This window comes from Manganibacter manganicus (assembly GCF_002075885.1).
Lineage (GTDB): Bacteria > Pseudomonadota > Alphaproteobacteria > Rhizobiales > Rhizobiaceae > Mesorhizobium > Mesorhizobium manganicum.
This window is the reverse complement of record NZ_MDET01000002.1, coordinates 31,069-57,322: the sequence shown is the minus strand read 5'-3', so window position 1 is coordinate 57,322 and position 26,254 is coordinate 31,069. Positions and strand designations below refer to the sequence as shown.

The following is a 26,254-nucleotide window of genomic DNA, read 5'->3' as shown; positions in this document are numbered from 1 at the left end:
CGGAAGGAAGGGAAGAAAAATGGCATACGATGTCGTAGTGATCGGTTCCGGGCCGGGCGGCTATGTATGCGCCATCAAGGCGGCGCAGCTCGGTCTGAAAGTGGCTGTGGTCGAGAAGCGTGCAACCTTTGGCGGCACCTGCCTGAACATCGGCTGCATCCCGTCTAAAGCTCTTTTGCATGCGTCGGAGATGCTGGCTGAAGCCAGCCATTCCTTCGATACGCTGGGCGTCGAGGTGCAGCCCAGGCTCAATCTGAAAAAGATGATGGCGCACAAGGACTCGACCGTCGAGGCGAATGTCAAAGGGGTCGAATTTCTGTTCAAGAAGAACAAGATCGACACGTTCCGAGGCACCGGCAAGCTGCTTGGCACCGGCAAGGTGGGCGTTACCGGTGAAGACGGCAAGAGCCAGGAGATCGAGGCGAAGAACATCGTTATCGCCACCGGTTCGGATGTCGCCGGCATTCCCGGTGTAGCGGTCGATATCGACGAGAAGGTGATCGTGTCGTCCACCGGGGCGCTGGCGCTGGAAAAGGTGCCGGAACGTCTCGTCGTGGTGGGCGGCGGCGTTATCGGGCTGGAGCTTGGCTCGGTCTGGGCGCGGCTTGGTGCCAAGGTCACAGTGGTCGAGTTCCTCGACACGATTTTAGGCGGCATGGACGGCGAGGTGTCGAAACAGTTCCAGCGCATGCTGGCCAAGCAGGGATTCGACTTCAAACTCGGTGCCAAGGTGACGGGCGTGGCCAAGGCCAAAAAGGGCGCGTCGGTGACCTTTGAACCAGTGAAGGGCGGCGATGCGGAAACCATCGACGCCGAAATCGTGCTGATCGCGACCGGGCGGCGTCCCTATTCGGATGCGCTTGGCTTAAAGGAAGCCGGCGTCGAGATTGACGAGCGCGGCCGGGTCAAGACCGACGATCATCTTCGCACCAATGTGCCCGGCATCTGGGCCATTGGCGATGTGGTCGCAGGTCCGATGCTGGCTCACAAGGCGGAAGATGAGGGTGTGGCGGTTGCCGAGCGCATAGCCGGTCAAGCCGGCCATGTGAACTACGAGGTGATTCCCAGCGTGGTCTACACCAGCCCCGAAGTGGCTTCGGTCGGCAAGACCGAGGAGGAATTGAAAAAGGCAGGCGTTGAATACAAGGTCGGCAAATTCCCATTCACCGCCAATGGCCGCGCGCGTGCCATGCTGCACACCGACGGGTTCGTGAAGATCCTTGCCGACAAGAAGACCGACAAACTGCTGGGCGCTCATATCGTCGGCTTCGGCGCCGGCGAGATGATCCATGAGGCAACCGTGCTGATGGAGTTTGGCGGGGCGGCGGAAGACCTTGCCCGTACCTGCCATGCGCATCCGACCATGTCGGAAGCGGTCAAGGAAGCGGCGCTGGCGACCTTCTTCAAGCCGATCCATCTCTGATCACGGCAAATCGCCAGATCGGATGAAAGGCCCGCAGGGATGCGGGCCTTTCTATTCTCAATACTATTGAGCCGGAGCGGGCGTTGCCGGAGCCGGATTGGCTGGTTCCGGAGTGGTTGGGGCAGGTTCTGCCGGCGCAGCAGGCTCTGTCGACTCTGCCGGTGCGGCAGGTTCCGCTGGCGCCGGCGTAGCAGGCGCGGTCGGTTCAGCAGGCGCGGTCGGCGCGGGAGCCGTCTCGGTAGCAGTCGGCTGCTCGCCGGGGGGCGTTGTCTCTGTCGGGCCGCGAGCGAAGATGTAATAGGCGACGATCGCCAGAATGACCACGACCAGCGCGATCAGCCACGGGCTGCCCCCTCCTGAACGGCCGCGCGGAGTGTTCGCCGGCGGGTCTTGCGTCAGAGGCGGGGTAGGATTGAGCGGATCGTTGTGCAACGGATCGGTAGGGTCCGGTCTGTTGGGCGGATTTGCCATAATCAAGTCCTCCATGAATGAACAGCATCAATCAACACCCATCAACGCGCGAGGCGCGGTTGGGTTTCATGGCCGAGAAAATAGATGGAAAAAGAATAGGTTGGCCGTTCAGTCTGCCATGGTAACCGTATAGCCGGCCTTGCGGAAATCTTCGACAAGGCCCTCCGCGCCGGGCAGATGCAGCGCACCCACCGCCATGAAGACATTGCCCTGGCCAAGGATCGGCAGCGCGTGTTCGGCCATCGCCTTGTTGCGGCTGGTGACCATGGTTTCCTCGAAGGCGGCATAGCCGTCGCCGTCGCCCGGCTCTTCAGGGACGGCTGCCCGCAGGAATGGCCAGATCATGCCGATCTCGCCCTGTCGGTAAAGCGCGATCATCGTCTCGTTGAGATCGTTCACGCGATCGCCAAGTTCCAGCGTCTGCACCAGCCCCTTCACATGGAAGGAAAGCGGCAACGATGCCATGGCGCGAAGCTGATCGGCGACCGTCTCGACGCCCTCGATCGTTTTGCCTGCTGCCCTGGCCTGTTGTGCGAGGCTGATGTCGAGCACCGGTTCGCCCCTGGATTTGCGCGCCAGTTCGCATTCTGGCACCGCCAGCATGGCGGCGAGCATCCAGGGCTTCATCCTGGCGACGCTGGCCGGCGGAATGCCGCGAGCTTCGAGCGCCTTGTCAACCAGTGCGGCATCCTTGGGTGAAAGCAGGGACGGCAGCGTTGTCTTGCCGGTGAACATGGTCAGTTCGGGGTCGCTGGCGAGACTCGCCATCATAGCCTTCTTGTCCAGAACGCCGGTGGTCTCGATAACCAGCGTGTTGGCGCCGTCAAAGGCCTTTTGTGCGGTGGGAGGCAGCGTGATCACCCGCGGATCAGTCATATGCATGGTGCCGAACAGGAAAGACGGCTGCTGACCGGCTTTCTCCAGTTTCCACGACAGCCCCTTGCCGTTCGGCACCTTGGCCGCTTCGGCAGTGATTTTCGCAAAGGCGGCCGGATCGTTCTTCTGCATTTCCGTTGCAAGATCTATTCCGGTACAGGCCGGAGTTTGCGCCTGCGCCTTGCCGGCGGCAAGCAGCGCTATGACAAGGAAAGACATGAAGAATAGCAGGTTGAGGCCGGCAAGGAGGCCAAGCCAGGCAAGGGAGCTACATTCGGCAAGCGCGACGATGCGTTTCATGTCTTTCATCTAGACTTCAAAAGCGGCGAAACGGTTAATTGATCGCGCACAATTGTTCGCAGGGTGCTATCACGCGCGCGGATGGGCGGCGTCGTAGATATCGAGCAGGCGCGCCGTATCGACACCGGTATAGATTTGCGTGGTCGACAGGCTGGCATGGCCGAGCAGTTCCTGAATGGTCCTGAGATCGCCGCCGCGCCCGAGAAGATGGGTGGCGAAGGAATGGCGCAAGGCATGTGGTGTCGCTGTATCCGGCAGGTCAAGCGCAGAGCGCAGCTTTGCCATGTCGCGTTGCAGGATGGCCGGATTGAGCGGACCGCCGCGCGCGCCGCGAAACAGCGGACCGTTGGTATCGAGATCATAGGGGCAGAGCCGGCGATATTCCGTCACAGCCTTGAGTGCGACAGGCAGAACCGGTACGAGACGCGTCTTGCCGCCCTTGCCGATAATGCGCAGCACGGTGTCGCTGGTCGATGCCAATTCGGTGCCGGACAGGCCGAGCGCCTCGGAAAGGCGCAAGCCGCAGCCGTAAAGCAGGGTCAGCACCGCGGCGTTGCGCGCGGCAACCCATGGCACCTCGACCAGTTGCTCGCCTGCCGAGACGACGCGTCTCGCATCGTGGGCTGTCAGCGGCTTGGGCAGCGATTTCGGCTGTTTCGGCGCACGAAGCGCAGCGGCGCCTGCTGCATTGACGAGACCGCGGCGTTCGAGATAGCGCAGCAGCGAGCGGATGCCGGCAAGGCCGCGCCCCAGCGTGCGCGCGCCTGCGCCGTCCGAGCGGCGCGCGGCAAGAAAGCCGCGCAGATCGGCGGGGCGCAGATCGGCAATGTCGGCAATGCCGGGTGGGCCGCCGCAATGGCCGGTCAGGAATTGCAGGAACTGGCGTGTGTCGCGCTCATAGGCCTCGACGGTTTTTCCCGCCAGCCGCCGCTCGCCGGCCAGTGCTTTCAGCCATGCCTGACGCGCGTCTTGCAGGTCGGGCCTGGCCGATATGAGGAATTCCTGCATTGGCAGCCGCTTTCCGATTGAATAAGTCAATGTTGACCGAAGCAGGTTAGCAAGCGGTGAAGCGTATTCATGGGTAAGCCCGAAAATCTCATCCAGATGGCCGTGATCGGCGCAGCCCACGGTATCAAGGGCGAGTTGCGCGTGAAAACCTTTACCGGCGATCCGCTGGCGCTCGGCGATTACGGGCCACTGCACGCCCGTGACGGCAGGATTTTCGAGGTGGCGAATATCAGGCCAACCGGCAATGTCGTCGTCGTCCGCTTCAAGGGAGTGGGAGACCGCAATGCGGCGGAGGCGCTGGCCGGTACGGAGCTTTTCATCGACCGCGCCGCCCTGCCCGAAGAAGACGAGGATGAGTTCTATCATGCCGATCTCGTCGGGCTGGCGGTGAGGGACGAGACGGCCGCGGCGGTCGGCAGGGTCGCAGCCGTGCAGAATTTCGGCGGCGGTGACATTCTCGAACTGACGCTTGGCGGCCGCAAGGGCGTGCTGATTCCGTTTTCCAAGGCTGCGGTGCCGGAAATTTCAATTGCCGGCGGCTATATCCGCGTCGATCGGATAGCTGCCGGGCTTGTCGAAGACGAGGATAAGATGCTTCGGCAGCAGTCAAAGGGCACCGAACAATGAGTTTTCGCGCCACGGTGCTGACGCTTTATCCGGAGATGTTTCCGGGCGCGCTCGGTCAGTCGCTCGCCGGTCGCGCGCTCGACGCCGGCACCTGGGACTTGCAGACGGTGCAGATCCGCGATTTTGCTGTCGACCGCCACCGCACGGTGGACGACACACCGGCCGGCGGCGGTGCCGGCATGGTGATGCGCGCCGATGTGCTGGCGCGCGCCATCGATCAGGCTTCGCCGCGAGGTGATACGCGCCCGCGTCTCTTGATGAGCCCGCGCGGCAAGCCGCTGACACAGGAGAAGGTCCGGACGCTAGCTGCCGGCCCCGGCGCGACGATCCTGTGCGGGCGCTTCGAGGGCGTCGACCAGCGTGTCATCGAGGCGCGCGGGCTGGAGGAAGTCTCGATCGGCGATTTCATCCTGTCGGGGGGCGAACCGGCGGCATTGGTATTGCTTGATGCGGTGGTGCGGCTTCTGCCCGGCGTCATGGGCAACGAAGTGTCCGGCGAGGAGGAGAGTTTTGAAAACGGCCTGCTGGAGCATCCGCATTACACGCGGCCGCAGGTGTTCGAGGGCATGACGATCCCCGAGGTGCTGACTTCAGGCAATCATGGAAAGATCGCCGCGTGGCGCCGTGCCGAGGCCGAGCGGTTGACGCGCGAGCGGCGGCCCGAACTGCTGGCAGCGGCTCAGGGCTTGACGAAATAATAGACGGCCAGAAACAGGCCGACGGCGATGACGAAGCCGCGTACAACGCCTTGCGGAACCCGCTTGGCGATCCAGACGCCCGAATAGCCTCCAAGCGCGCCGCCCGGGATCATCACGATCGCCTCCGGCCAGGCCACCACGCCGCCGACGACGAAGACCACGATGGCAAGTGAGGCGATCACCATGGCCAGCATGTTCTTCAGCGCGTTTATGCGGTGATAGTCGCCGCTTTCCGTGAGGCCCAGCGTCGCCAGCATCATCACGCCCATGCCGGCGCCGAAGAAGCCGCCATAGATAGCGGTAAAGAATTGTGCAGTTGCGCCGACCAGCGATCCCACCTTGGGTTGATTGCCGGTCTTCGGCTTGGGTTTCAGCCATGGTCCAACAGCAAACAGGGCTGTTGCCGCCAAAAGCAGCCACGGCACCAGAGCCTTGAACGACGCGCTGTCCAGCGCCAGCAGGATGAGCGAGCCGCCCAGCGCGCCGAAAGCCGAGATGGCGCAGAGCAACAGCGCGCCGCGCCAGAACAGCTTTATGTCGCTCCAGTAAGCGAGCGTCGAGGTGATGTAACCGGGAAATTGGGTGACGGAGGAGGTCGCGTTGGCGAGAATCGGCGGTGTTCCCAGAAGCGACATGGCGCCGAAAGTGAGGAAAGTACCGCCGCCGGCCATCGCATTGACGATGCCCGACAAATAGCCGGCAAGGAAAAGAATGATCGCATCGACTATGGACATGAAAGGCGCACCGCGCGTGGAGGAGGTGAGATTGCGCCGACCCGACGCCTTACTTTGTTGCGCAATCTTCGATATAGACGGCCCGCGCTAGGCTCAATGGCTAAAAAGTCTCGGGCCAAGGCGTGACAAAGCGATGAAATGGCTGTATGAGCGCGCCCGACCCGCTGGGAATTTCCCGGCGGACTAAAGATATGGACCCGTCAACAATGGCGGTGTAGCCGTCCCTGCCCAAGCCTGCTGGCGAGGGCATAGCCAAGCGGTCGAAGCGACTGCAAGGCGAGCCGAGGACGCTCTGACTGTCGGAAGAACAAGAAGTGGATTTCAAGATGGATATAATCCGTCAACTCGAGGCCGAACAGGCCGCCAAGATCGAAGCCAAGCGCCAGCTTCCCGAATTCCAGCCCGGCGATACGGTGCGCGTCAATGTACGCGTTACGGAAGGCACGCGCACACGCGTGCAGGCCTATGAGGGCGTCGTCATCGCCCGTTCCGGCGCCGGCCTGCATGAAAACTTCACGGTGCGCAAGATTTCCTATGGCGAGGGGGTGGAGCGCGTGTTCCCGGTCTATTCGCCTATGGTCGAGGGCGTCGAGGTCGTGCGTCGCGGCAAGGTGCGTCGTGCCAAGCTCTATTACCTGCGCGACCGTCGCGGCAAGTCGGCACGCATCTCGGAAAACACCGGCGTGCGCGCCCGCAAGCTGAACGATGCCGAGCGTGATGCGCTGGCCGCCGAAAAGGCGCGGATCGAGGCCGAGAAAATAGCGGCTGCCGAAGCTCTTGCCGCCGAGAAGGCCGCGCAGGAAGCCGCCGAGAAGAAGGCTGCCGAAGCCGATGCCGCTGAGGCGGAAAAGGCCGCGGAATAAGATTTCCGGCAGAACTGTTTGAGAAGGCGGCTTCGGGCCGCCTTTTTCATGACCCAGCTCAAACAGGCTGCTGATCGCGCTGCAAAGGCGAATGCTCCGATTGCCGAAGTGCCAAAAGATTGCTATTTGACGGTCATGGAAGAGCTGTTCGGAGACCCGTCCTATAAGGGCTTCGTGCTGCAGGACAAGAAGCGCCTGCCGGCACGGTTCTTCGCGCGCGTCTGCGGTGTGCCGACCGCCCGACTTATCTGACCCGGTTCCGTACCGGTTTACCGGCTATGGCCGGGTCTTTCCATGTCTCGCATCGACGGATTTACGCAAATGAGCGCACCGCGCACCCTCTACGACAAGATTTTCGACGACCATCTGGTTGACCGGCAGGACGATGGCACCTGCCTTCTGTGGATCGACCGGCATTTGGTGCATGAAGTGACCAGCCCGCAGGCCTTCGAAGGTTTGCGCATGGCCGGCCGCCCGGTGCGTCACCCGGAAAAGACGCTCGCCGTGGTCGATCACAACGTGCCGACCTCGGCGGACCGCGTGAACGGCATCAAAAACGAGGAAAGCCGCATCCAGGTCGAGGCGCTGGCGAAGAACGCCGCCGACTTCGGCGTCGAATATTATTCCGAGAAGGATCGCCGACAGGGCATCGTCCATATCATCGGGCCGGAGCAGGGCTTTACGCTGCCGGGCATGACCATCGTGTGCGGCGACAGCCACACCTCCACCCATGGCGCGTTCGGCGCGCTGGCGCACGGCATCGGCACATCCGAGGTCGAGCATGTGCTGGCGACGCAGACGCTGATCCAGCGCAAGGCCAAGAACATGCTGGTGCGTGTCGATGGCAAACTCCCCGAAGGCGTTACCGCCAAGGACATCATCCTCGCCATCATCGGCGAGATCGGTACGGCCGGCGGCACCGGCTATGTCATCGAATATGCCGGCGAGGCGATCCGTTCGCTGTCGATGGAAGGCCGCATGACGATTTGCAACATGTCGATCGAGGGCGGCGCGCGTGCCGGCCTCATCGCGCCGGACGAGACGACTTATCGCTATGTCAAGGACAAGCCGCGCGCGCCCAAAGGCGCGGCTTGGGACATGGCGCTTGACTATTGGAAGACGCTGAAATCCGACGAAGGCGCGCATTTCGACAAGGCGGTGGTATTGGATGCCGCCAAACTGCCGCCTATCGTCACTTGGGGCTCGTCGCCTGAGGACGTGGTCTCGGTGACCGGTGCGGTGCCCGATCCGGACCTGATCGAGGACGAGGCCAAGCGCAATTCCAAGAAGCGCGCGCTGGATTACATGGGACTGACGGCAGGCACCAGGATTACCGATATCGAGCTTGACCGCGTGTTCATCGGTTCCTGCACCAATGGACGCATCGAGGACTTGCGCGCCGTGGCAGCGGTGGCCAAAGGCAAGACGGTCAACCCGCGCGTCAACGCCATGATCGTGCCGGGCTCCGGCCTGGTGAAGGCGCAGGCCGAGGCCGAGGGGCTGGACAAGATCTTCATCGAGGCCGGTTTCGAATGGCGTGAGCCGGGTTGCTCGATGTGCCTGGCCATGAACGACGACCGGCTTGCCCCGCATGAGCGCTGCGCCTCGACCTCGAATCGCAATTTCGAGGGCCGGCAAGGCTTCAAGGGCCGTACCCATCTGGTCTCGCCGGCCATGGCGGCGGCGGCGGCGATTGCCGGCCATTTCGTCGATATCCGCGACTGGAAGTAATTTCGCCGTTCTGCGGCGTGGCGATCAAGCAAAGCCCGGGCTGCAACAGCCTGGGCTTTTTCATGCAGGGCGGCGAATGATCTCGTGGAACTGCTCGCGTTTGCCGGGCTGGTCCTCTTCGACCACCATCGCCAGTTTCTCCTTGTCGAAGAGGCGGAACCATTCATCCCATTCGACCAGTTCATAGCCGCCGGCATTGGGCGGCCGCTCAGGTTGGTCGAAATCCTCATAAGCCTCCTGTCCGAATACAATGGAGAGCATGGGTTGCGTTCCGCCCTCTGGCGAAACGTCGATGATCGCCGGATGTCCCGCTCTGGCGGCTGCCCAGTCGCGGATCGCCTGATGATCGGTAAGAGTGACTGTTTCCGGCATTGCGGAATCTCCCTGGGTTCGATTGCGGCAACGCGGCACCTCTTCTCTGGTTCCAGACCACTGTCCGACTGTCCGCAAAACAGTTTAACGCGTTGTTTGATCTTCGCGGCTAGGTTGTTCTCCAACGGCAATCAACGAAGGCGCACTGTTGGATACCGGCCTTTTTCTTGCACTGTTGAACCCGTCAATCGCGCTCGTGCTTGCCGCGGCGTTCGGTGCGCTATGGGCTTATCAGAAAAACCGGTCTTACCTAGCCGTGCTCGCCATCGGCTATGTCGCCACGGCCATCGGCTTCCTGCTGCAGCATTTTGTCCAGCCGCTCGGCTTGAAGGCGTCGCAGATTGCGTCGTCTCTCGCTTTCATGGTGGCCGTCTGCTTGATTTCCGGTGCCATCGTTTCGCGATACCGAAATCGCTTGCCTCTGGTGGGCATCGGCATCGCGGCCTCGGTGGGTGCCGCGCTTTACGGCTGGTTCATGTTCGTCGACCAGGATCTGATCCGCCGAATCCTGGTCCTGAACTTCGCGTTCGGCGCAATCAGCCTGGTGGTCGCGGCAGAACTGTGGGGCGTGCGCAAACGAGGCCCTGCGGAGACGGTTCTGCTCGTGTTGTCACTTCTGGCCAGTATGAACTTCATCGTGCGCACGCTGATCGTCCTGAAGATCGAGGGCCCGATCGGTGATCATCAGGGGTTCCTGCATTCGACTTACTGGACAACAGCGATGCTGTCACACGCGGTGTTGACGCTGATGCTGGCGCTGTGTCTGTTTACCGCTGCGGCACTTGATGTCGTGGCCGCGCTGCGTTCCGATTCGCATACCGATGCGCTCTCTGGCCTGTTCAACCGGCGCGGTTTTGAGGAGCAGGCATTGGAAGCGCTGGCACGTTGCGCTCCCACTGGCCTCCCTGTCAGTCTGGTGCTGGCCGATCTCGATCATTTCAAGGCGGTCAACGACAGTTTCGGCCATGCGGAAGGCGATCGCGTGATTGCCAATTTTGCTGGAGTGCTGCGTCGGGTTGCCGGCACGCAGGGTATTCCCGGCCGCATCGGCGGTGAGGAGTTTGCCGTTCTTCTGCCGTTGGCCGACCTAGCCGCCGCACGCTTGTTTGCCGAGACGGTTCGCGCCGGTTTTGGACTCAGCGAATCCGGCGGTATGCGTGTGACGGCCAGTTTCGGGATCGCCATGCTGAGCCATGATGAGCCGCTACATCGGCTCATGCAGCGGGCCGACGACGCGCTTTACAGGGCCAAGCAGAGCGGCCGTGATGGCGTGCGTGTGGTCTACGAGCGCTCCGCTTTGTCTACGCGTGTCGATCTTGGCGGGCGTGGCTGATACGCCGCTTTAGATGTTCTTCGTATCTCAGCGGCACGGATTGAGTTCCGGCATCTCGCCATCGGACAGGCCGTACATATAGCTGCGGCCTTTGACGAAGACCGGCGGGCGATAGCAATCGCGTGCATCGGTCAAACGGGCGGCCCCACCATGGCTTTCATTGATCTGACCGGCGTTTGTATAAGCGGCCAGTTTCTTTGCCATTGCGCCTTCCCCGATGAGAATGCGCTTGTAGCCGGCGGCGCTTTCGATAACGAGATTGCCGAAAGAATCGGCATAGACGTGATCATGGTCGTAAGTCCCGGCGACGGCAGATGTGACAAAAGCCGCATTTATGAAAGCAGCCAAGGCGGCGGCGAAAGCTGACAGAGCTAATCTGGAACGCATGGCATGTCTCCTTTCAGCGGCAAGCCTCCTCGAATCGCAAGATTAACCTTTCCTTAACCTTTGTTAAGAGGCATCGCGTTTGACGCGGCGCGAATTTTTGCGCAGTGGTTAACACGCCAAATACGGGTTGATCCTGGCGTTCCCGGACCGTTAGAGTGCCATGCATTCAATCGAACGCAGGACGTTCTAACGCTTTGATCGGGCATCGGAATAACTTGATCCGATTCCGCTTCGGCCCGAAGCCTTAGTGTTCGCTGTAAACGGAGATTCTCGCATGGCGTTACGCCGCATGGTTCCGGTGACGCTCGCCCTCCTGCCGCTTTTCAGCGTCGTCGCGTGCGTGTCGCAACCGGGCACGTCGAACAAGGCGTCTCAGCAGGCGGCGGTTCGGGCATCGTCTCAGCCGCGCACGGCGACCTATAGTTGCTCCGATGGCGGTATGATGACGATCGAGAATGTCGGCACGGCCATACGCCTTCTCGGGCCGGACGGTGTATCGGAAGAATTGCCGGCCGCACCGCCCAGCCAGCGAAGCCGATATGGCGCGGAGCATGACGCGATCGTGCTCGACGGCAAGGATGCGCTGGTGATGAAGAGCGGCCAGATGCCCCTGAACTGTACGCGCTGAAGCGAATGTCGGACAGGCAGTTGCTATGAGCTGCGCTTCAATCGGTTGAAGCGGCAAAGCTGGCAAATTTGGACTAAATTCCGAGTCGGGAAGGGTTTTCCGGCTTTGACGCGCTGCAAAAAGAGTTTTAGAACCCGCCTATTCGAAGTCGTATCCGCGACCGGCGATGCTGCATTTGCGTCGCCCGCAGGATGTTGAGCTGGGGGAGCCATGAGCCACTCACACGCCACCCGAGAAAGACCGCTCTCACCGCACCTTACCATCTATCGGCCGCCGATCACCATGACGACGTCGATCGTTCATCGTATCACCGGCGGTGCGCTTTATTTCGGTACGCTGCTGGTGGCCTGGTGGCTGACAGCGGCCGCAGGCCCGCAAGATTATTTCGAATTCGTAAACGGCATCTTCGGTTCATGGATCGGCCAATTGGTTCTGTTCGGCTACACATGGGCACTCCTGCACCATTTGCTCGGCGGTATCCGCCATCTGATCTGGGATACCGGTGCCGGCCTTGAAAAGCACACCGCCTCGAAGATTGCGTGGGCGAACGTCGTCGGTTCTGTCGTGCTAACGATCCTGGTTTGGGTCGTTGGCTATATGGTGCGGGGAGGCTGACCATGGCGGATATGCGCACACCTCTCAAGAAGGTCGAAGGTCTGGGCTCGGCGCGTGATGGCACCATTCATTTCTGGCGCCAGCGGGTAACGGCGATCGCCAGCATCCCGCTCACGCTGCTCTTCATCGGCTTCCTGATCGCGATGAATGGCGCCGGTTATGCGGAAATGCGTGCGGCGCTGGCAAATCCGCTGGTGGCGCTGCTCATCGCCCTGATGCTGATTTCAGCGCTCATCCATATGCGGATCGGCATGCAGATCATCATCGAGGATTACGTTCATGGCGATGGCGGCAAGCTGGCTCTTTTGATCCTCAACACTTTCTTCACAATAATCGTCGGCGTCGTCTCGCTCTTCGCGCTCGCCAAGCTGGCGTTCGGAGTTTGAGCATGGCCAAGGACGCAAAGACGAGCGGCGGCGCCGCAGCCTACACTTATGTCGACCATCAGTTCGACGTGGTAGTGGTGGGCGCCGGCGGCGCGGGCTTGCGCGCCACGCTCGGCATGGCCGAACAGGGGCTGAAGACCGCCTGCATCACCAAGGTGTTCCCCACCCGCTCGCATACCGTGGCGGCGCAGGGCGGCATCGCCGCTTCGCTCTCGAACATGGGTCCGGATAACTGGCAATGGCACATGTACGACACCGTCAAGGGGTCGGACTGGCTCGGCGACATGGACGCGATGGAATATCTGGTGCGTCAGGCGCCGGCGGCCGTGTATGAGCTTGAACATTACGGTGTGCCGTTCTCGCGCACTGAAGAAGGCAAGATTTATCAGCGGCCGTTCGGTGGCCATATGATGAATTTCGGCGACGGTCCGCCCGTGCAGCGCACCTGCGCGGCAGCCGACCGGACCGGTCACGCCATCTTGCATACGCTTTACGGCCAGTCTCTGAAGCATCACGCGCAATTCTTTATCGAATATTTCGCGCTCGATCTCATCATGGATGCGGACGGCACCTGCACCGGCGTGGTAGCCTGGAACCTCGACGACGGCACCATTCACCGCTTCTCGGCCAAGATGGTGGTGCTGGCGACCGGCGGCTATGGCCGGGCCTATTTCTCCGCCACCTCGGCGCATACCTGCACCGGCGACGGCGGCGGCATGGCCTCGCGTGCCGGTCTGCCGCTGCAAGACATGGAATTCGTGCAGTTCCACCCGACTGGCATCTATGGCGCCGGCTGCCTGATTACCGAGGGCGCTCGCGGCGAAGGCGGCTATCTGGTCAATTCCGAGGGCGAGCGCTTCATGGAGCGCTACGCGCCCTCGGCCAAGGATCTGGCATCGCGCGACGTCGTTTCGCGCTGCATGACGATGGAGATCCGCGAAGGCCGGGGCGTGGGCAAGAACAAGGACCATATCTTCCTGCACCTCGACCATCTCGACCCCGCCGTTTTGGCCGAGCGGCTGCCGGGCATTTCGGAATCGGCGAGAATCTTTGCCGGCGTCGATCTGACGAAGGAGCCGATCCCGGTCCTGCCGACCGTGCATTACAATATGGGGGGCATTCCGACCAATTATTGGGGTGAGGTGCTCAATCCGACCGCGATGAACCCGGACCAGATTTCGCCCGGCCTGATGGCCGTGGGCGAGGCAGGCTGTGCTTCGGTGCATGGCGCCAACCGGCTGGGCTCCAATTCGCTGATCGATCTTGTCGTGTTCGGCCGCGCTGCCGCCATTCGCGCCGGTCAGGTGATCGACCGCGACGCGGCGATCCCAACGCCCGATCCCGCATGCCTCGACAGGATCATGGACCGGTTCGATGGATTGCGGCATGCCAATGGCACGAGGCCGACCGCTGTGCTGCGCGAAAAGATGCAGCGCGCGATGCAGGAAGACGCCGCCGTGTTCCGCACCCAGGAAACGCTTGAGGCAGGTTGCCGCCGCGTTTCCGAAATCTGGGGCGAACTCAAGGACTTGCATGTCACCGATCGCTCGATGATCTGGAACTCCGATCTGGTCGAGACGCTCGAGCTTGAAAACCTGATGGCTAACGCCGTCGCCACGGTTTACAGCGCCGAAGCTCGCAAGGAGAGCCGTGGCGCGCATGCCCGCGAGGATTTCTCCGATCGCGACGACGTGAACTGGCGCAAGCACACACTGGCCCGAGTAGAGACCGACGGCCGGGTGACGTTAAGCTATCGCCCGGTGCATACCGAGCCGCAGCTCAAGGAAGAAGACGGCGGCATCAGCCTGGCCAAGATCGCGCCCAAGGCGCGGGTGTATTAGGCCATGGCCGCGCCGCGCCCATTTGTCGGCGAACCGGATATTCCCGGCGCAGCCGCCCATGGGGCGGTGGATGGCATGCTTGCCGGTTCGATCCTGCAAGCGGGAGTGTCTGACGCGGTATTTTCTCCCACCGATAGCGACGGTCGGGTGGCCATCCAGCCCAACACGTCGAAGCTCGGCATTTTTGCCGTCAATCTCGAGCGTTCTCCAGACCGCTGGGCGGCGATCGAGCAGCATTTCGGTCATCTGCCCTGGCCGCTCTACCGCACGCCCGCGCTCGATGCGCGGCGCGATCCGGGTGCCGTGCTCGCTATGCGCGGCCAGGAGCTGGCGCTGCCTCCGGAGGGTGTCGGATGGAACCCGTATCGCTTCCGTGTTTTCTCGCTAGTGGAGGAGGCTTGCCTCGCCGGCCATATGCTGGCCTGGCGGCAGTTTCTGCAGTCGGGTCATGAACGTGGCCTGATCCTGGAGGACGACGCCCAACCCTATGGCGATTTCGAGGGCGTTGTCCGTGCGCTTCTGGAAGACGGGCCGGCGATCGACGTCGTCAAGCTGGAAGGCACGCCCGCGCGGGCAAGCGGCCGGCTGGCTATCCCTGTGCGGCCGCTTGGGAAAGCCCATCAACTGGTGCGCTCATTGCGGCCGCGTTCCGGCGGTGCCGCCTATATTCTTACCCGGACCGCCGCCGAGCGGCTCTTGCAGCGGATCGACAAGGTGATGATGCCGGTGGACGATTTTTTGTGGAGTTCGGGCCTGCACGGTCTGGATGTCACCCATGTGTCGCCATGGCTGGTCATGCAGTCCGGCATTGTCAGCACCATGGTGCCCGACCGGGCACCGCACCGCCATGTCAAGCGCCGCGATCCGGTTCATCTGTTGTTGCAGGTGGGGCGCCGGCTCTTCTCGCGCTGGCGGCTTTGGTGGTCTGCTTTGCATGGCCGGCCCTGGGCGATTTTTGCTGCACGGCCCGCGCCGTGGCTGCCGCAAGACTATCCGAAAACACGAAATGCGGCTTCGGCTGCGAAAGGCTGAGGCGGACAGAATGGTCGAACTCGCACTCCCCAAGAATTCGCAGATCAGGCAGGGCAAAACCTGGCCGAAACCGGAAGGCGCCACGAATCTGCGGGAATACCGCATCTATCGCTGGTCGCCCGACGATGGCGAGAATCCGAGCATCGACACCTATTTCGTCGACATGGACGATTGTGGACCGATGGTTCTGGACGCACTTTTGTGGATCAAGAACAAGATCGATCCGACGCTGACACTGCGCCGGTCCTGCCGTGAGGGCATTTGCGGTTCCTGTGCAATGAACATCGACGGGTCCAACACGCTCGCCTGCACCAAAGGGGCCGACGAGATTTCAGGGCCGGTGAAGATCTATCCTCTGCCGCATATGGAGGTGGTCAAGGACCTGGTGCCTGACCTCAACAATTTCTATGCCCAGCACGCCTCGATCCAGCCCTGGCTGCAAACTGTTTCGCCGGAGCCGGCCAAGGAATGGCTGCAAAGCCATGACGACCGCGCCAAACTCGACGGGCTTTATGAATGCATCCTGTGTGCCTGTTGCTCGACCGCCTGCCCGAGCTACTGGTGGAATGGCGACCGCTATCTCGGCCCGGCGGTGCTGTTGCAGGCCTATCGCTGGCTGATAGACAGCCGGGACGAAGCGACGGGCGACCGGCTCGACAATCTGGAGGATCCGTTCCGGCTCTATCGCTGCCACACTATCATGAACTGCACCCAGACCTGCCCCAAGGGATTGAATCCGGCGAAGGCGATCGCCGAGATCAAGAAGATGATGGTGGAGAGAAGGGTGTGACGGCAATCGGTTCCTTGTTTCAGCGCGCCTGCGGCGGCGCGGTTGCCGAAATCAAGAAGACGATGGTTGAACGGCGCGTATGAGCGACCAGAACGAACTGCCAATCCTGTCTCCCGCAGAAGCGCGTGTGCTCGGCTGCCTGATCGAGAAGAAAGAACTGACGCCGGATGTCTATCCGATGACATCCAACGGGCTGGTCACGGCGGCCAATCAGAAGACCTCGCGCGATCCGGTCATGGCGCTGGAGGTGACCGACATCAATCGCGCCCTCGCCACGCTGCAAACGAAAGGTCTGGCGCGCCAGCAATTCGCTTCGCGCGTCGAACGCTACGAGCATTTGATGGCGCAGGCATTTTCGCTCACCCGCAACCAGACAGCGCTGCTCGGCTTGCTTTTGCTGCGCGGGCCGCAGACGGTCCATGAGTTGCTGGCGCGCACCGAGCGCATGGCGAACTTCGCCGATGCCGATGCGGTGCGTTCCGAACTCGACATGCTGATCGGGCGCCGCCCGCCGCTGGTCAAGGAAATCGGCCGCGCACCCGGCCAGCGTGAGGATCGCTACGCCCACCTGCTGTGCGGGGATGTGGAGGTCTCGGTCTATGTTCCCGCGCCGACAAGCCGGACGACAGGTTCACCGGCGATCGCGGAACTGGAAGCGCGCATCACGGCTCTGGAAGAGCAGATGGCGGCGTTGACCGCACGGCTTGACGCCCTCGGCGGCTGATGCCGTTACGCGGAGGCGCGCCGTCACCGACGACGCGCCCGAAAATCGGCCCCGGAAATCGGCCGATGAATAATCAGGCCAGCCTGGCGTCGAGCGTCACCTTGATGGCGCCCAGCGCCTTGGAGACGGGGCAGCCGGCCTTGGCCTGCTCGGCCAGCTCGTTGAATTTTGCCGCATCGATGCCAGGCACCTTGCCGGTGAGCTTGATGGCGCTTTCGGTGATCTCGAACCCGCCCTCGGCAGCCGCCCCATAGGTCACGACTGCTTCCGCGTTCAATTCTTCGGCGGGCGTGCCGTTCTCGGCGAGGAAATGCGAAAGCTGCATGGCAAAGCAACCGGCATGGGCGGCCGCGATCAATTCCTCGGGGTTGGTACCTGATTTGCCGCTTTCATCCTGGAATCGGCCTTTGAACGAGTAAGGCTGTTTGGAAAGGGCGCCGCTTTGCGTGTCGAGCGTGCCCGTGCCTGCGGTGAGCGTGCCTTTCCAGACGGCGGTGGCGTGACGGTTCATGGCCTTCTCCTTATTGGCTGTGCAAAATGACGGGCCGCGTAGCAGCTTGCATGATTATAGGACTCATAGGTGCCAAGGCCATGGCGGTCTTTGCGCGAGGTCAACCAATGGGCAGGAACGTGCGGAGAGCGGCCTCGTCAAGCCGTAGCTGCAACCGGCTCGCGGCAGACATCGACCCATTGCGCGCTGGTCAGCGCGGCCAGTCGCTCCGGGGAAAGTCGCACGGCCGCGTTGGTGGCGCCGGCAGCCGGCACGACAATATCGAAGCGCCGCAAGGACACGTCGCAATAGATCGGCATCGGCGCCGGTAGGCCGAAAGGACAGACGCCGCCGACCGGGTGACTGGTCAGCGTCGCGACCTCCTCGGCGTCGAGCATGCGCGGCTTGCCGCCGAAGCGATCCTTGAATTTGCGGTTGTCGAGCCGTGCGGTGCCGCAGGCCACCACCAGCATGGCCTGCTCGCCGGCGCGCAGGCATATGGTCTTGGCGATCTGCTCCGGTTCCACGCCATGTGCTTCGGCAGCCAACGGCACCGTCGCCGAGCTTTTTTCGGTAACGATCACCTCGATGTCGGGAGCATGGGTTGCGAAATAGCGGCGGACGGATTCAAGGCTCATGGAGCGACCATAAAGGCAGGCCCGCTGGTCGGGCAACCCCTTTACATGGGCAGGCGAAACGCAGCCGGCTATATCGCTTCGCCCCTGAGCAGGCGCGGTGTCGATCTGGAGAGGCCCGACGCCTGGCGGATAAAGAAATCCTTCAGGCGCGGCATGCGCTCGACAAGGCCGAGGCCGATGTCGCGCACCGCGCGCAGCGGGGCGATATCGTTGGAAAACAGCCGGTTGAGCACATCGGTGGTGACGCCCATTTGCACCGTGTCGAAACGCCGCCATTGCTGATAGCGTTCCAGCACGTTCATGGCCCCGAAATCCTGGCCGAGCCGGTCGGCTTCGACGATCACTTCGGCCAGTGCCGCCACGTCCTTGAAGCCGAGATTGAGGCCCTGGCCGGCGATCGGGTGGATGCCGTGTGCGGCGTCTCCGGCAAGTGCGACGCGCGGTGCGACGAAGGCGCGGGCAAGGGTCAGGCCGAGCGGCCATGCGCGCGGCTTGTTGTCCACGCGGATTCCGCCCAGTTGCAGGCCGAAGCGCTGTTCCAGTTCGGTCTCGAAGACGAGATCGTCGCCATTGACCAGCTTCTCGGCATCTTCGGTGCGCTCGACCCAGACGATGGAAGAGCGGTTCCGGCCCTTTTCATCCGGCTTGAGCGGCAGGGTGGCAAAGGGGCCGGCGGGCAGGAAATGTTCTTCGGCGCGGCCGTCATGCGGGCGCTCATGCGCCACGGTGCAGACGATGCCAGACTGGCCGTACTCCCAATGCACGGTCTTGATGCCGGCCATGTCGCGCAGCTTCGAGCGCACGCCGTCGGCGGCAACGACAAGGCGTGTCCTGAGCGTGGCGCCATCGGCCAGATGCACGGTGGCGAAGGCGCCGCCCGGCTCCAACCCCTCGACCGCCATGCCCTCGATCATGTCGATACCGAGCTTGGCGGCGCGGGCGCGCAGCGCCCCGTTCAGATCCTTGTTGGCAACCATATGGGCGAAGGGCTCGCCCGCCTCGACCTCGCCGCCGAAGCTCAGGAACACCGGCCGCACCGGGTCGGCGGTGCGCGAATCGGTGATGATCATTTCGGTGATCGCCTGCGCCTGCGGAAGAATTGCCTCCCACACGCCGAGCCGGTCCAGCATGCGGCTGGCCGCCGCCGCGATGGCCGAGGCGCGGCCGTCTCTTTGCCAGACGCCGGCGGGGGCTGCGTCGACGATGGTGATGTTCAGGCTCGGCCGCGCCTGTTTCAGCGAGACAGCGGCGGCCAGGCCGACATAGCCGGCGCCGGCGACAAGCACGTCGAGCGGGCCGGGATCTGCCGTCTGCAGCTTTGAAGTTGCCATTTTCCGCACCTTTGATGCCGTTCCCTTGCGTCACTGTCTTGACGGGGCATCGCCCCTGTCCGACACCAGCCGCGATCCTGTTTGCGAAAGGTGCAAAAAGCATGACGGCAGCCATGGACGAACTGCTCGCCATTCTCGACCTCGAACGGCTGGAGCACAACCTGTTTCGTGGTCGCAGTCCCAATCTCGACTGGCAGCGCGTGTTCGGCGGCCAGACTGTCGCGCAGGCGCTGGTGGCGGCGCAGCGCACGGTGGAGCCGGCGCGCCATGTTCATTCCCTGCACGGTTATTTCATGCGGCCCGGCGATACCAGGCTGCCGATCGTCTATGAGGTCGATCGCATCCGCGACGGCACCTCTTTCACCACTCGCCGCGTCGTGGCGATCCAGCATGGCCATGCGATCTTCTCGCTCGAGGCATCTTTCCAGCGCGACGAGCCGGGGCTGGAACATCAAATGAAGATGCCGCTCGACGTGCCCGATCCCGATACGCTGCTTTCGCAGCCCGAACTGATCGGCAAATATGGCGATGCGGTGCCGGAAGGCGTGCGCCGCTATTGGGAGCGCGAGCGGCCGCTGGAAATGAAACCGGTGATGCTGAAGCACTATACCAGCCGCGAAAAGCTCGACCCGGTGCAGCATATCTGGATTCGCACCAGCGGGCCGGTGCCGGACGACCGCGCCACGCAGGCTGCGGTGCTGGCTTATCTCTCCGACATGACGCTGCTCGATACGTCGACCTTCGCGCATGGCCGTGCGGTTTTTGACCGCGATATTCAGGCCGCGAGCCTCGACCACGCCATGTGGTTCCACCGGCCGCACAGGCTCGACGACTGGGTGCTCTACACGCAGGACAGCCCGTCCACGCAAGGTTCGCGCGGTTTCACGCGCGGGCTGATGTTTGCGCGTGACGGCACGCTGATCGCGTCGGTCGCGCAGGAGGGGTTGATCCGTCTGAGGCGTAAGCTCAAGGAATAGGCATTTCGATAGGCTTGCACTTATTTTGGGCAGCCATGCGGTTAGGCGGGAAGCTGCGCCGCAGCGCGCATCATCGAAAATCATTCCATGACAAGGCGTTAGAGCCCGTGTCCGGCAATTGGCACGGAGCTTGATTGTCTGCTGGCAATTGGCCCGCATATCGGGTCGAGCCACGGAACGGAGACGTCGATGAAATCTGCTTTTGTTGCGAACAGGCGGCTGATGGCCGCCAGCCTGCTGCCGGCATTGTTGTGGCCTGCCATTGCCACTGCGCAGGAGGCGCAAGCCGTCTCGCTGCCACCACCTGCACTTGACAGCGGCAATACCGCCTGGATGCTCGTCTCGACGGTTCTGGTGCTGATGATGACCATTCCGGGACTGGCGCTGTTTTATGGCGGCATGGTGCGCAAGAAGAACGTGCTGGCGACAGTGATGCAGAGCTTCGCCGTGTGTTGTCTCGTCACCGTGCTATGGTTCGTCGTCGGCTATTCGTTGGCCTTTTCGGACGGCGGCGCGCTGAACGCCTGGGTCGGCGGCCTGTCGAAGTTGCTGCACCAGGGCATCACGGTCGAGACACTGTGGGCGCCGGGCGTGGCCAATATCCCCGAATTCGTCTTCTCGACCTTCCAGATGACCTTCGCCATCATCACGCCGGCGCTGATTGCCGGCGCGTTTGCCGAGCGGATGAAGTTTTCGGCGCTGCTTCTGTTCACCGGCCTGTGGCTGCTTGTCGTCTATGCCCCGATCGCGCATTGGGTGTGGGGCGGCGGCTTTCTCGGCTCGGCCGGGGTGCTCGATTTCGCAGGCGGTACGGTCGTGCATATCAATGCCGGTGTCGCGGGTCTCGTCTGCGCGCTGGTTGTCGGCAAGCGCGAGGGCTACGGCCAGGTCAACATGGCGCCGCACAATCTCGTCTATTCGGTCATCGGCGCTTCGCTGCTGTGGGTCGGCTGGTTCGGCTTCAATGCCGGATCGGAGCTTGCCGCCGACGGTCTCGCGGGGGCTGCCATGTTCAATACGCAAATCGCCGCCGCCGCGGCGGCGCTCGCCTGGATGGCCGCCGAATGGGTGATCGCCCAAAAGCCCAGCGTGCTCGGCATTATCTCAGGCGCGGTTGCCGGCCTCGTCGCGGTGACGCCGGCGGCCGGCTTCGTCAACCCGACCGGCGCCTTTTTCATCGGTATCGCGTCGGGCCTCGTCTGCTATGTCGCGGCCGTCAAGCTCAAGCATGCGCTGGGCTATGACGATTCGCTCGATGCCTTCGGTGTGCATGGCGTCGGCGGCCTTGTCGGCGCGCTCCTGACCGGCGTGTTCGCCGATCCGGCGATCAACGGGCTTGGCAAGAACGCCTCGGTCGGCACCCAGCTTTACGGTGTCGTCTTCACCGTTGCGTGGACCGCGATCGCCACCTTCGTCATCCTGCAAGTGGTGAAGATCGCCGTCGGCGGCCTGCGCCCGACAAGGCAGCAGGAGATCGAAGGGCTCGACGTGACGCTGCATGGCGAGGTGGTGCAATAACGTTCCCACCGTGGGTGCTCGGCGGCGCCCACGCCTTGAGGCCCGGTTGATTCCGGGCCTCTTTTTTATGGAAAAATACGAAACAGCTTCGAACGAACGGGGGCGAGTTGCCCCTTGCGCCGGTTCCGCAAGCAGCGGAAATTGCGCGCTGCTGGAGGGGCCGGCGCCGATCATGGCGCTGGCGCGGCGTCAACCGCCGCCGGAAGCTGAACGAGGAGGAGCGCCAGTGCTCGAGACATTTTTCAAGCCGCGAGAGCAGGGCTCTTCGGTCCGTACCGAAATCATCGCCGGCGTCACGACCTTTCTGACGATGTCCTACATCATCTTCGTCAACCCGGAGATATTGTCCACGACGGGCATGGACCGCAGCGCGGTCTTCGTCGCCACCTGCCTTGCCGCCGCCATCGGCTCGCTGATCATGGCCTTCCTGCCGCGCTGGCCGATCGGTATGGCGCCCGGCATGGGGCTCAATGCCTTCTTCGCCTTCACCGTCGTCGGCGCCATGGGCTTTACCTGGCAGCAGGCGCTGGGCGCGGTGTTCATTTCGGGCGCGATCTTCCTGATCCTGACCGTCACCGGGGTGCGAAGCTGGCTGATCGCCGGCATTCCGCATTCCATGCGCAGCGCGGTCGCCGCCGGCATCGGCCTGTTCCTGGCCATCATCGCGCTGAAAAGCTCGGAGATCGTGGTTGCCGACAAGGCGACCTTCGTCACGCTCGGCAATCTGACCAGAACCGGGCCGCTGCTGGCGATTGCCGGCTTCTTCATCATCGCGGCCCTTGACGCACTCAAGGTGCGCGGCGCCATCCTGCTCGGCATCCTCATCATCACCATCGCCTCGATGGCGCTCGGCGTCAGCCAGTTCGGCGGCATCATCTCCATGCCGCCCTCGATCGCGCCGACCTTCCTGCAACTCGATATCGTCGGCGCGCTGCATGGCGGCCTTGTCCATGTCATCCTGATCTTCGTGCTGGTGGAAGTGTTCGACGCCACAGGCACGCTGATCGGCGTCGCCAAGCGCGCCGGCTTGATCGACGAGGGCAAGCCGAACCGCCTCGGCCGCGCGCTGCTGGCGGATTCGACGGCGATCCTCGCCGGCTCGCTGCTCGGCACGTCGAGCACCACCGCTTACGTGGAGAGCGCGTCGGGCGTGCAGGCTGGCGGGCGCACCGGCCTGACCGCGCTGGTCATCGGCATCCTGTTTTTGGCTGCGCTGTTCTTCTCGCCGCTGGCCGGTGCCGTGCCGGTCTACGCGACGGCTCCCGCTTTGCTCTACGTCGCCTGCCTGATGATGCGCGAACTGGTCGAGGTCGAATGGGCCGAGATCACCGAGGCGGCGCCGGCCGCGCTGACCGCGCTGATCATGCCGTTCACCTATTCCATCGCCAACGGCCTTGCCTTCGGCTTCATCAGCTATGCGGTGTTGAAGGCGCTGACGGGGCGCTGGCGCGAGGTGCATCTGGCGACCTGGCTGGTGGCGGTCCTGTTCGCCATCCGCTTCGCCATGGTCGGTTCATAGGCCACACCATTGTCTTCGACAAAGCTGCGCCCGGATCGTTCGACGGTTCGGGCGCTGTCGTATCGGGGCTTGCCTTCTCCCTTGTCGAGAAGGAAGGACATGCTTCACCGTTGCCACGCCCGGCTTTTCGCCGTCTGGCTATTGTCAAGGAACGCTTCTCCGGCACCGGGGAGAGGAAATCGGGACGTGGGTCGCCGGACCTGACATCTACGACGTGTCGGGCGCCGGCGGCGCCGGGACGTCCGGCCGGTGAGGCGTCGGGCCGGACATCTCGTGCGGCGGCTGGCTGGCGCGCTGACCGGCCGTGCCGGGACGTGCTGCCCGCCGCGTCAGCATGGCGCACAGCAAAAGCGCCAGAACGCGCAGACGCGCCGCAAGCCGTGCCGCATCGCCGGCTTGTTCCGGCGCATCCGCCGGCACTGGCGGCACCGGCGCGCTGCCGAACAGGAAGGCCCACGCCTCGGCCTCGCCGCGGCTCAGAATGCCGAGAACATGCCTGCGGCGAAGGAAAGGAGCGCCGGCGGCACGGTCGGCCAGCTGGGCCAGCGCGAACAGCAGCGCCACGATGCGCTCCAGCACATCGCGCTCGCCATTCCCGTCCTTGTCCCAGCCAGCCATCCTGTCCTCCGCTTCGGCTGCGTAAAGTATGGATGAGGTTTCGCGGGTGTGGACAAACGAGACCAGAGGAAATCGCCGCGAACCGGGCAAGCCCTTGTTCGGCAACGGCTTCATTTTCGATCGTGCCGGTTGGCGGTGAGTTTTCGTCCACGCCGGCCGGAGCAACTCTTGTGGGTCGAGTCACCATGAGAGCGGGAGGCAGCGCACATCTCTTTGCCTTGAGGCCGTTGTGCACGTCACCTCCTCCGCATGAGAGGACGGGAATATCCTGCGGCTTGCTACCCTCATTTATTTTTGAATTCCATTTGACTTAATAAATAAGCGGTGCCACTCTGTTCCTCGGGAGGACATTGACGCATGGCGTTGCGTGGGACCAATCAGGAGTTCGGCGGGCCTTACAACCGGCGCATCGTGCTGGAGGCTATCCGCCTGCACGGCCCGACGACACGGCGCGACATTGCAAGGCGCGTCGGCCTCACCGTGCAGACCGTCTCGACCATCGTGCGCGAACTGGAGGAGGGCGGTTATGTGCTGTCCGCCCGCGCCGAGCCGAAGAAGCGCGGCCTGCCGCCGGCGACACTCAGCATCAATCCCGGCGGCGGCTATGCGGTCGGCATCCATGTCACGCCCATCGGCATCGACGCGGCGCTGGTCGATCTCAGCGGCGAGGTGGTGGCCAGCGGCCGCCGCGAGGCGCCGAACCCCACGCCCGACCATGCCTTCGAGCAGATCGGCAATCTTGTGAGCGAACTGGCCGGCATGAAGGCCGGCCAGCGGATACTGGGCATCGGCCTGGCCCTTCCCGGTCCGTTCGGCGTGGAGAAGATGAGTTTCATCGGCCCGACCACCATGGCAGGCTGGAACGACGTGGCGCTTGCCGAACGGCTTTCCGATTCGACCGGCCTGCCGGCTTTCCTGGAAACGGACATGGCGGCGGCGGCCCTCGGTGAGCGGCTTTACGGCCTCGGCGCCGGGTTCTCGGATTATTATTATCTCTATTTCGGCGTCGGACTCGGCGGCGTCATGGTACATGATGGCATCGTGCTGCGTGGCGCCTGGGGCAATGCCGGCGAGATCGGCCATATTCCGCTCGTGGCGGGCGGCGAGCCTTGCCCGTGCGGCAATCGCGGCTGTCTTGAACGCTATCTTTCGCTGGAAGCATACGGGCGCAGCGGGCGCAGCGAAGCGGATTGGGTGAAAGAGGTCACGCCGGCCTTCCATGCCGCCATCACCATCATCGAGAACCTGTTCGACCCCGAGACGGTCATTCTCGGCGGGCTGGCGCCGGAAAGCCTGCTCGAAAGGCTGGCTGAAGCTGCGCAGCGCCTGCCCAATTCGGTCTCGGCGCGCGGCGACCGCACGGCACCGCGCATTACGGTGGCGCATGGCGGGCCGCATGCGGTGCTGCGCGGGGCTGCCGCGCTGGCGGTTTCCGGCGTGCTTTCGCCGCGCTTCGGCCGGATGTTTGCTACCGGACGCGAACGCGACAACGATGTCCTGCGCGGAAAGGGAATGGCGGCATGAGCGAACCTCTCCTCGTCCTCGACGATGTCACCAAGAACTACGGCGCCATCCAGGCGCTGAAAGGCATCAGCTTCTCGATCGGCCGCGGCGAGGTGGTGGCGCTGCTGGGCGACAACGGCGCCGGCAAATCGACGCTGGTCAAGATCATTTCCGGCGGGCTGGAGCCGACCTCCGGGCGCATGCTGTTCGAGGGCAAGGAATTTCTGGCGCGCTCGCCATCGGAAGCCAAGGACGCCGGCATCGAGACGGTCTATCAGGACCTTTCCCTGTGCACCAATGTCGATGTGGTGGCCAATTTCTTCATGGGGCGCGAGATCACCCGCAAGGTGCTTGGCGTCCCGGTTCTCGACGAGCGGGCGATGGAAGGCGTCGTCGCCAAGGCGCTCGCGGATGCCGGCACGCGCATTCCCTCGTTGCGCGCCAATGTCGAGCATCTGTCGGGCGGCCAGCGCCAGGCGATCGAATTGAACCGCTTCGTCCATTGGGGCGGCAAGCTGGTGCTGCTTGACGAGCCGTTCGCGGCGCTCGGCGTCGAGCAGACGCGGCGCGGCCTCGACATGATCCGCAAGGTGGCCAGCCAGGGCATCGGCGTCGTCATCATCACCCATATCATGCAGCAGGCCTTCCAGGTCGCCGACCGGATCGTGGTGATCCGGCAGGGCGTCGTGGCCGGCGATGTCGCAACCAGTCAGACCAGTCCAGACGCGGTGATCAACATGATCACCGGCGAGACGCTTGCCGGCGCCGGAGCGGCAAGTGTTGCGAGGTGAAACGGGAGAGTATCCGGTGAAACAGGGAGG

29 protein-coding genes are annotated in these 26,254 nt (G+C 63.1%); 19 read left to right on the top strand and 10 right to left on the bottom strand.

Going from position 1 to position 26,254, the window contains the following annotated elements; all coding sequences use genetic code 11:
- Positions 1–19: 19 nt before the first annotated feature.
- Positions 20–1,423: a dihydrolipoyl dehydrogenase gene (gene lpdA, locus BFN67_RS02375; protein WP_080918003.1), complete on the top strand. Its 1,404-nt coding sequence runs from the start codon at positions 20–22 to the stop codon at positions 1,421–1,423.
- Between the two features lie 63 nt (positions 1,424–1,486).
- On the opposite strand, the gene BFN67_RS24460 is transcribed toward lpdA, so the two are convergent.
- The 3 genes from BFN67_RS24460 to BFN67_RS02360 all read right to left on the bottom strand — a co-directional run bounded on the left by BFN67_RS24460 (position 1,487) and on the right by BFN67_RS02360 (position 4,078).
- Positions 1,487–1,894: a hypothetical protein gene (locus BFN67_RS24460; RefSeq protein WP_192856749.1), complete on the bottom strand. Its 408-nt coding sequence runs from the start codon at positions 1,892–1,894 to the stop codon at positions 1,487–1,489.
- 108 nt (positions 1,895–2,002) lie between these two features.
- Positions 2,003–3,070, bottom strand: a complete 1,068-nt coding sequence (locus BFN67_RS02365; protein WP_080918091.1) for a TraB/GumN family protein — start codon at positions 3,068–3,070, stop codon at positions 2,003–2,005.
- 69 nt (positions 3,071–3,139) lie between these two features.
- The gene (locus tag BFN67_RS02360; protein ID WP_080918002.1) at positions 3,140–4,078 is read right to left on the bottom strand and encodes a tyrosine recombinase XerC; all 939 of its coding nucleotides are present in this window, start codon (positions 4,076–4,078) and stop codon (positions 3,140–3,142) included.
- Positions 4,079–4,147: 69 nt separating this feature from the next.
- Between BFN67_RS02360 and rimM the strand changes: the two genes are divergently transcribed.
- Together rimM and trmD are read left to right on the top strand one after the other, a co-directional pair.
- Positions 4,148–4,705: a ribosome maturation factor RimM gene (gene rimM / locus BFN67_RS02355; RefSeq protein WP_080918001.1), complete on the top strand. Its 558-nt coding sequence runs from the start codon at positions 4,148–4,150 to the stop codon at positions 4,703–4,705.
- Entirely contained in the window at positions 4,702–5,403 is a 702-nt protein-coding gene (gene trmD, locus BFN67_RS02350) for a tRNA (guanosine(37)-N1)-methyltransferase TrmD (protein ID WP_080918000.1), read from the top strand. Before rimM ends, trmD begins: the two co-directional genes overlap by 4 nt.
- Here the strand turns inward: trmD and BFN67_RS02345 are convergent.
- Positions 5,385–6,137 carry a sulfite exporter TauE/SafE family protein gene (locus BFN67_RS02345; RefSeq protein ID WP_080917999.1) on the bottom strand — a complete coding sequence of 251 codons (753 nt, stop codon included), beginning with the start codon at positions 6,135–6,137 and terminating at the stop codon, positions 5,385–5,387. The two genes, trmD and BFN67_RS02345, sit on opposite strands and share 19 nt — an antisense overlap.
- Before the next feature lie 326 nt (positions 6,138–6,463).
- Between BFN67_RS02345 and rplS the strand changes: the two genes are divergently transcribed.
- The 3 genes from rplS to leuC all read left to right on the top strand — a co-directional run bounded on the left by rplS (position 6,464) and on the right by leuC (position 8,731).
- The gene (rplS, locus tag BFN67_RS02340) at positions 6,464–7,000 is read left to right on the top strand and encodes a 50S ribosomal protein L19 (protein WP_080917998.1); all 537 of its coding nucleotides are present in this window, start codon (positions 6,464–6,466) and stop codon (positions 6,998–7,000) included.
- Between the two features lie 48 nt (positions 7,001–7,048).
- A complete protein-coding gene (locus BFN67_RS24455; protein WP_080917997.1) occupies positions 7,049–7,252 on the top strand; it encodes a hypothetical protein in 204 nt (67 codons plus the stop codon).
- 69 nt (positions 7,253–7,321) lie between these two features.
- Positions 7,322–8,731: a 3-isopropylmalate dehydratase large subunit gene (gene leuC, locus BFN67_RS02330; RefSeq protein WP_080917996.1), complete on the top strand. Its 1,410-nt coding sequence runs from the start codon at positions 7,322–7,324 to the stop codon at positions 8,729–8,731.
- A 60-nt stretch (positions 8,732–8,791) separates the two neighbouring features.
- Here leuC and BFN67_RS02325 read toward each other — a convergent pair whose 3' ends face one another.
- Entirely contained in the window at positions 8,792–9,103 is a 312-nt protein-coding gene (locus tag BFN67_RS02325) for a hypothetical protein (protein WP_080917995.1), read from the bottom strand.
- A gap of 148 nt (positions 9,104–9,251) precedes the next feature.
- Here BFN67_RS02325 and BFN67_RS02320 point away from each other — a divergent pair, with 148 nt between their 5' ends.
- Positions 9,252–10,436, top strand: a complete 1,185-nt coding sequence (locus tag BFN67_RS02320; RefSeq protein ID WP_080917994.1) for a GGDEF domain-containing protein — start codon at positions 9,252–9,254, stop codon at positions 10,434–10,436.
- A 27-nt stretch (positions 10,437–10,463) separates the two neighbouring features.
- On the opposite strand, the gene BFN67_RS02315 is transcribed toward BFN67_RS02320, so the two are convergent.
- A complete protein-coding gene (locus BFN67_RS02315) occupies positions 10,464–10,823 on the bottom strand; it encodes a hypothetical protein (RefSeq protein ID WP_139788996.1) in 360 nt (119 codons plus the stop codon).
- A gap of 274 nt (positions 10,824–11,097) precedes the next feature.
- Here BFN67_RS02315 and BFN67_RS02310 point away from each other — a divergent pair, with 274 nt between their 5' ends.
- From BFN67_RS02310 to BFN67_RS02280, 7 genes are all read left to right on the top strand, one after another.
- Complete coding sequence (locus BFN67_RS02310; RefSeq protein WP_080917993.1) at positions 11,098–11,451, top strand: hypothetical protein; 354 nt, start codon at positions 11,098–11,100, stop codon at positions 11,449–11,451.
- Between the two features lie 210 nt (positions 11,452–11,661).
- The gene (gene sdhC, locus BFN67_RS02305; RefSeq protein WP_080917992.1) at positions 11,662–12,066 is read left to right on the top strand and encodes a succinate dehydrogenase, cytochrome b556 subunit; all 405 of its coding nucleotides are present in this window, start codon (positions 11,662–11,664) and stop codon (positions 12,064–12,066) included.
- Positions 12,067–12,068: 2 nt separating this feature from the next.
- A complete protein-coding gene (gene sdhD, locus BFN67_RS02300; protein ID WP_080917991.1) occupies positions 12,069–12,452 on the top strand; it encodes a succinate dehydrogenase, hydrophobic membrane anchor protein in 384 nt (127 codons plus the stop codon).
- A gap of 2 nt (positions 12,453–12,454) precedes the next feature.
- Positions 12,455–14,293 (top strand): succinate dehydrogenase flavoprotein subunit, encoded by a 1,839-nt coding sequence (sdhA, locus tag BFN67_RS02295; protein ID WP_080917990.1) that lies wholly within the window; start codon positions 12,455–12,457, stop codon positions 14,291–14,293.
- A gap of 3 nt (positions 14,294–14,296) precedes the next feature.
- On the top strand, positions 14,297–15,325 hold the full coding sequence (locus tag BFN67_RS02290; RefSeq protein ID WP_080917989.1) for a glycosyltransferase family 25 protein: 1,029 nt from the start codon (positions 14,297–14,299) through the stop codon (positions 15,323–15,325).
- 10 nt (positions 15,326–15,335) lie between these two features.
- Positions 15,336–16,115, top strand: coding sequence for a succinate dehydrogenase iron-sulfur subunit (locus BFN67_RS02285; protein ID WP_080917988.1), 780 nt, complete (start codon positions 15,336–15,338; stop codon positions 16,113–16,115).
- 79 nt (positions 16,116–16,194) lie between these two features.
- On the top strand, positions 16,195–16,839 hold the full coding sequence (locus tag BFN67_RS02280) for a YceH family protein (protein ID WP_080917987.1): 645 nt from the start codon (positions 16,195–16,197) through the stop codon (positions 16,837–16,839).
- 73 nt (positions 16,840–16,912) lie between these two features.
- On the opposite strand, the gene BFN67_RS02275 is transcribed toward BFN67_RS02280, so the two are convergent.
- The 3 genes from BFN67_RS02275 to BFN67_RS02265 form a co-directional block, all read right to left on the bottom strand.
- Positions 16,913–17,350: an OsmC family protein gene (locus BFN67_RS02275; protein WP_080917986.1), complete on the bottom strand. Its 438-nt coding sequence runs from the start codon at positions 17,348–17,350 to the stop codon at positions 16,913–16,915.
- Between the two features lie 137 nt (positions 17,351–17,487).
- Entirely contained in the window at positions 17,488–17,967 is a 480-nt protein-coding gene (locus BFN67_RS02270) for a YbaK/EbsC family protein (protein WP_080917985.1), read from the bottom strand.
- A gap of 68 nt (positions 17,968–18,035) precedes the next feature.
- Positions 18,036–19,298 (bottom strand): ubiquinone biosynthesis hydroxylase, encoded by a 1,263-nt coding sequence (locus BFN67_RS02265; RefSeq protein WP_080917984.1) that lies wholly within the window; start codon positions 19,296–19,298, stop codon positions 18,036–18,038.
- 101 nt (positions 19,299–19,399) lie between these two features.
- Between BFN67_RS02265 and tesB the strand changes: the two genes are divergently transcribed.
- From tesB to BFN67_RS02250, 3 genes are all read left to right on the top strand, one after another.
- Positions 19,400–20,275, top strand: a complete 876-nt coding sequence (gene tesB, locus BFN67_RS02260; RefSeq protein WP_080917983.1) for an acyl-CoA thioesterase II — start codon at positions 19,400–19,402, stop codon at positions 20,273–20,275.
- Between the two features lie 189 nt (positions 20,276–20,464).
- Positions 20,465–21,793: an ammonium transporter gene (locus BFN67_RS02255; protein ID WP_080917982.1), complete on the top strand. Its 1,329-nt coding sequence runs from the start codon at positions 20,465–20,467 to the stop codon at positions 21,791–21,793.
- Between the two features lie 226 nt (positions 21,794–22,019).
- Positions 22,020–23,312 (top strand): NCS2 family permease, encoded by a 1,293-nt coding sequence (locus BFN67_RS02250; RefSeq protein WP_080918089.1) that lies wholly within the window; start codon positions 22,020–22,022, stop codon positions 23,310–23,312.
- Positions 23,313–23,519: 207 nt separating this feature from the next.
- Here BFN67_RS02250 and BFN67_RS02245 read toward each other — a convergent pair whose 3' ends face one another.
- Positions 23,520–23,930 carry a hypothetical protein gene (locus tag BFN67_RS02245; RefSeq protein WP_080917981.1) on the bottom strand — a complete coding sequence of 137 codons (411 nt, stop codon included), beginning with the start codon at positions 23,928–23,930 and terminating at the stop codon, positions 23,520–23,522.
- Between the two features lie 357 nt (positions 23,931–24,287).
- Between BFN67_RS02245 and BFN67_RS02240 the strand changes: the two genes are divergently transcribed.
- Positions 24,288–25,454 (top strand): ROK family transcriptional regulator, encoded by a 1,167-nt coding sequence (locus tag BFN67_RS02240; RefSeq protein ID WP_080917980.1) that lies wholly within the window; start codon positions 24,288–24,290, stop codon positions 25,452–25,454.
- Positions 25,451–26,224 carry an ATP-binding cassette domain-containing protein gene (locus tag BFN67_RS02235; RefSeq protein ID WP_080917979.1) on the top strand — a complete coding sequence of 258 codons (774 nt, stop codon included), beginning with the start codon at positions 25,451–25,453 and terminating at the stop codon, positions 26,222–26,224. The genes BFN67_RS02240 and BFN67_RS02235 overlap by 4 nt, the downstream gene beginning before the upstream one ends.
- The last annotated feature ends 30 nt before the right edge of the window (positions 26,225–26,254 follow it).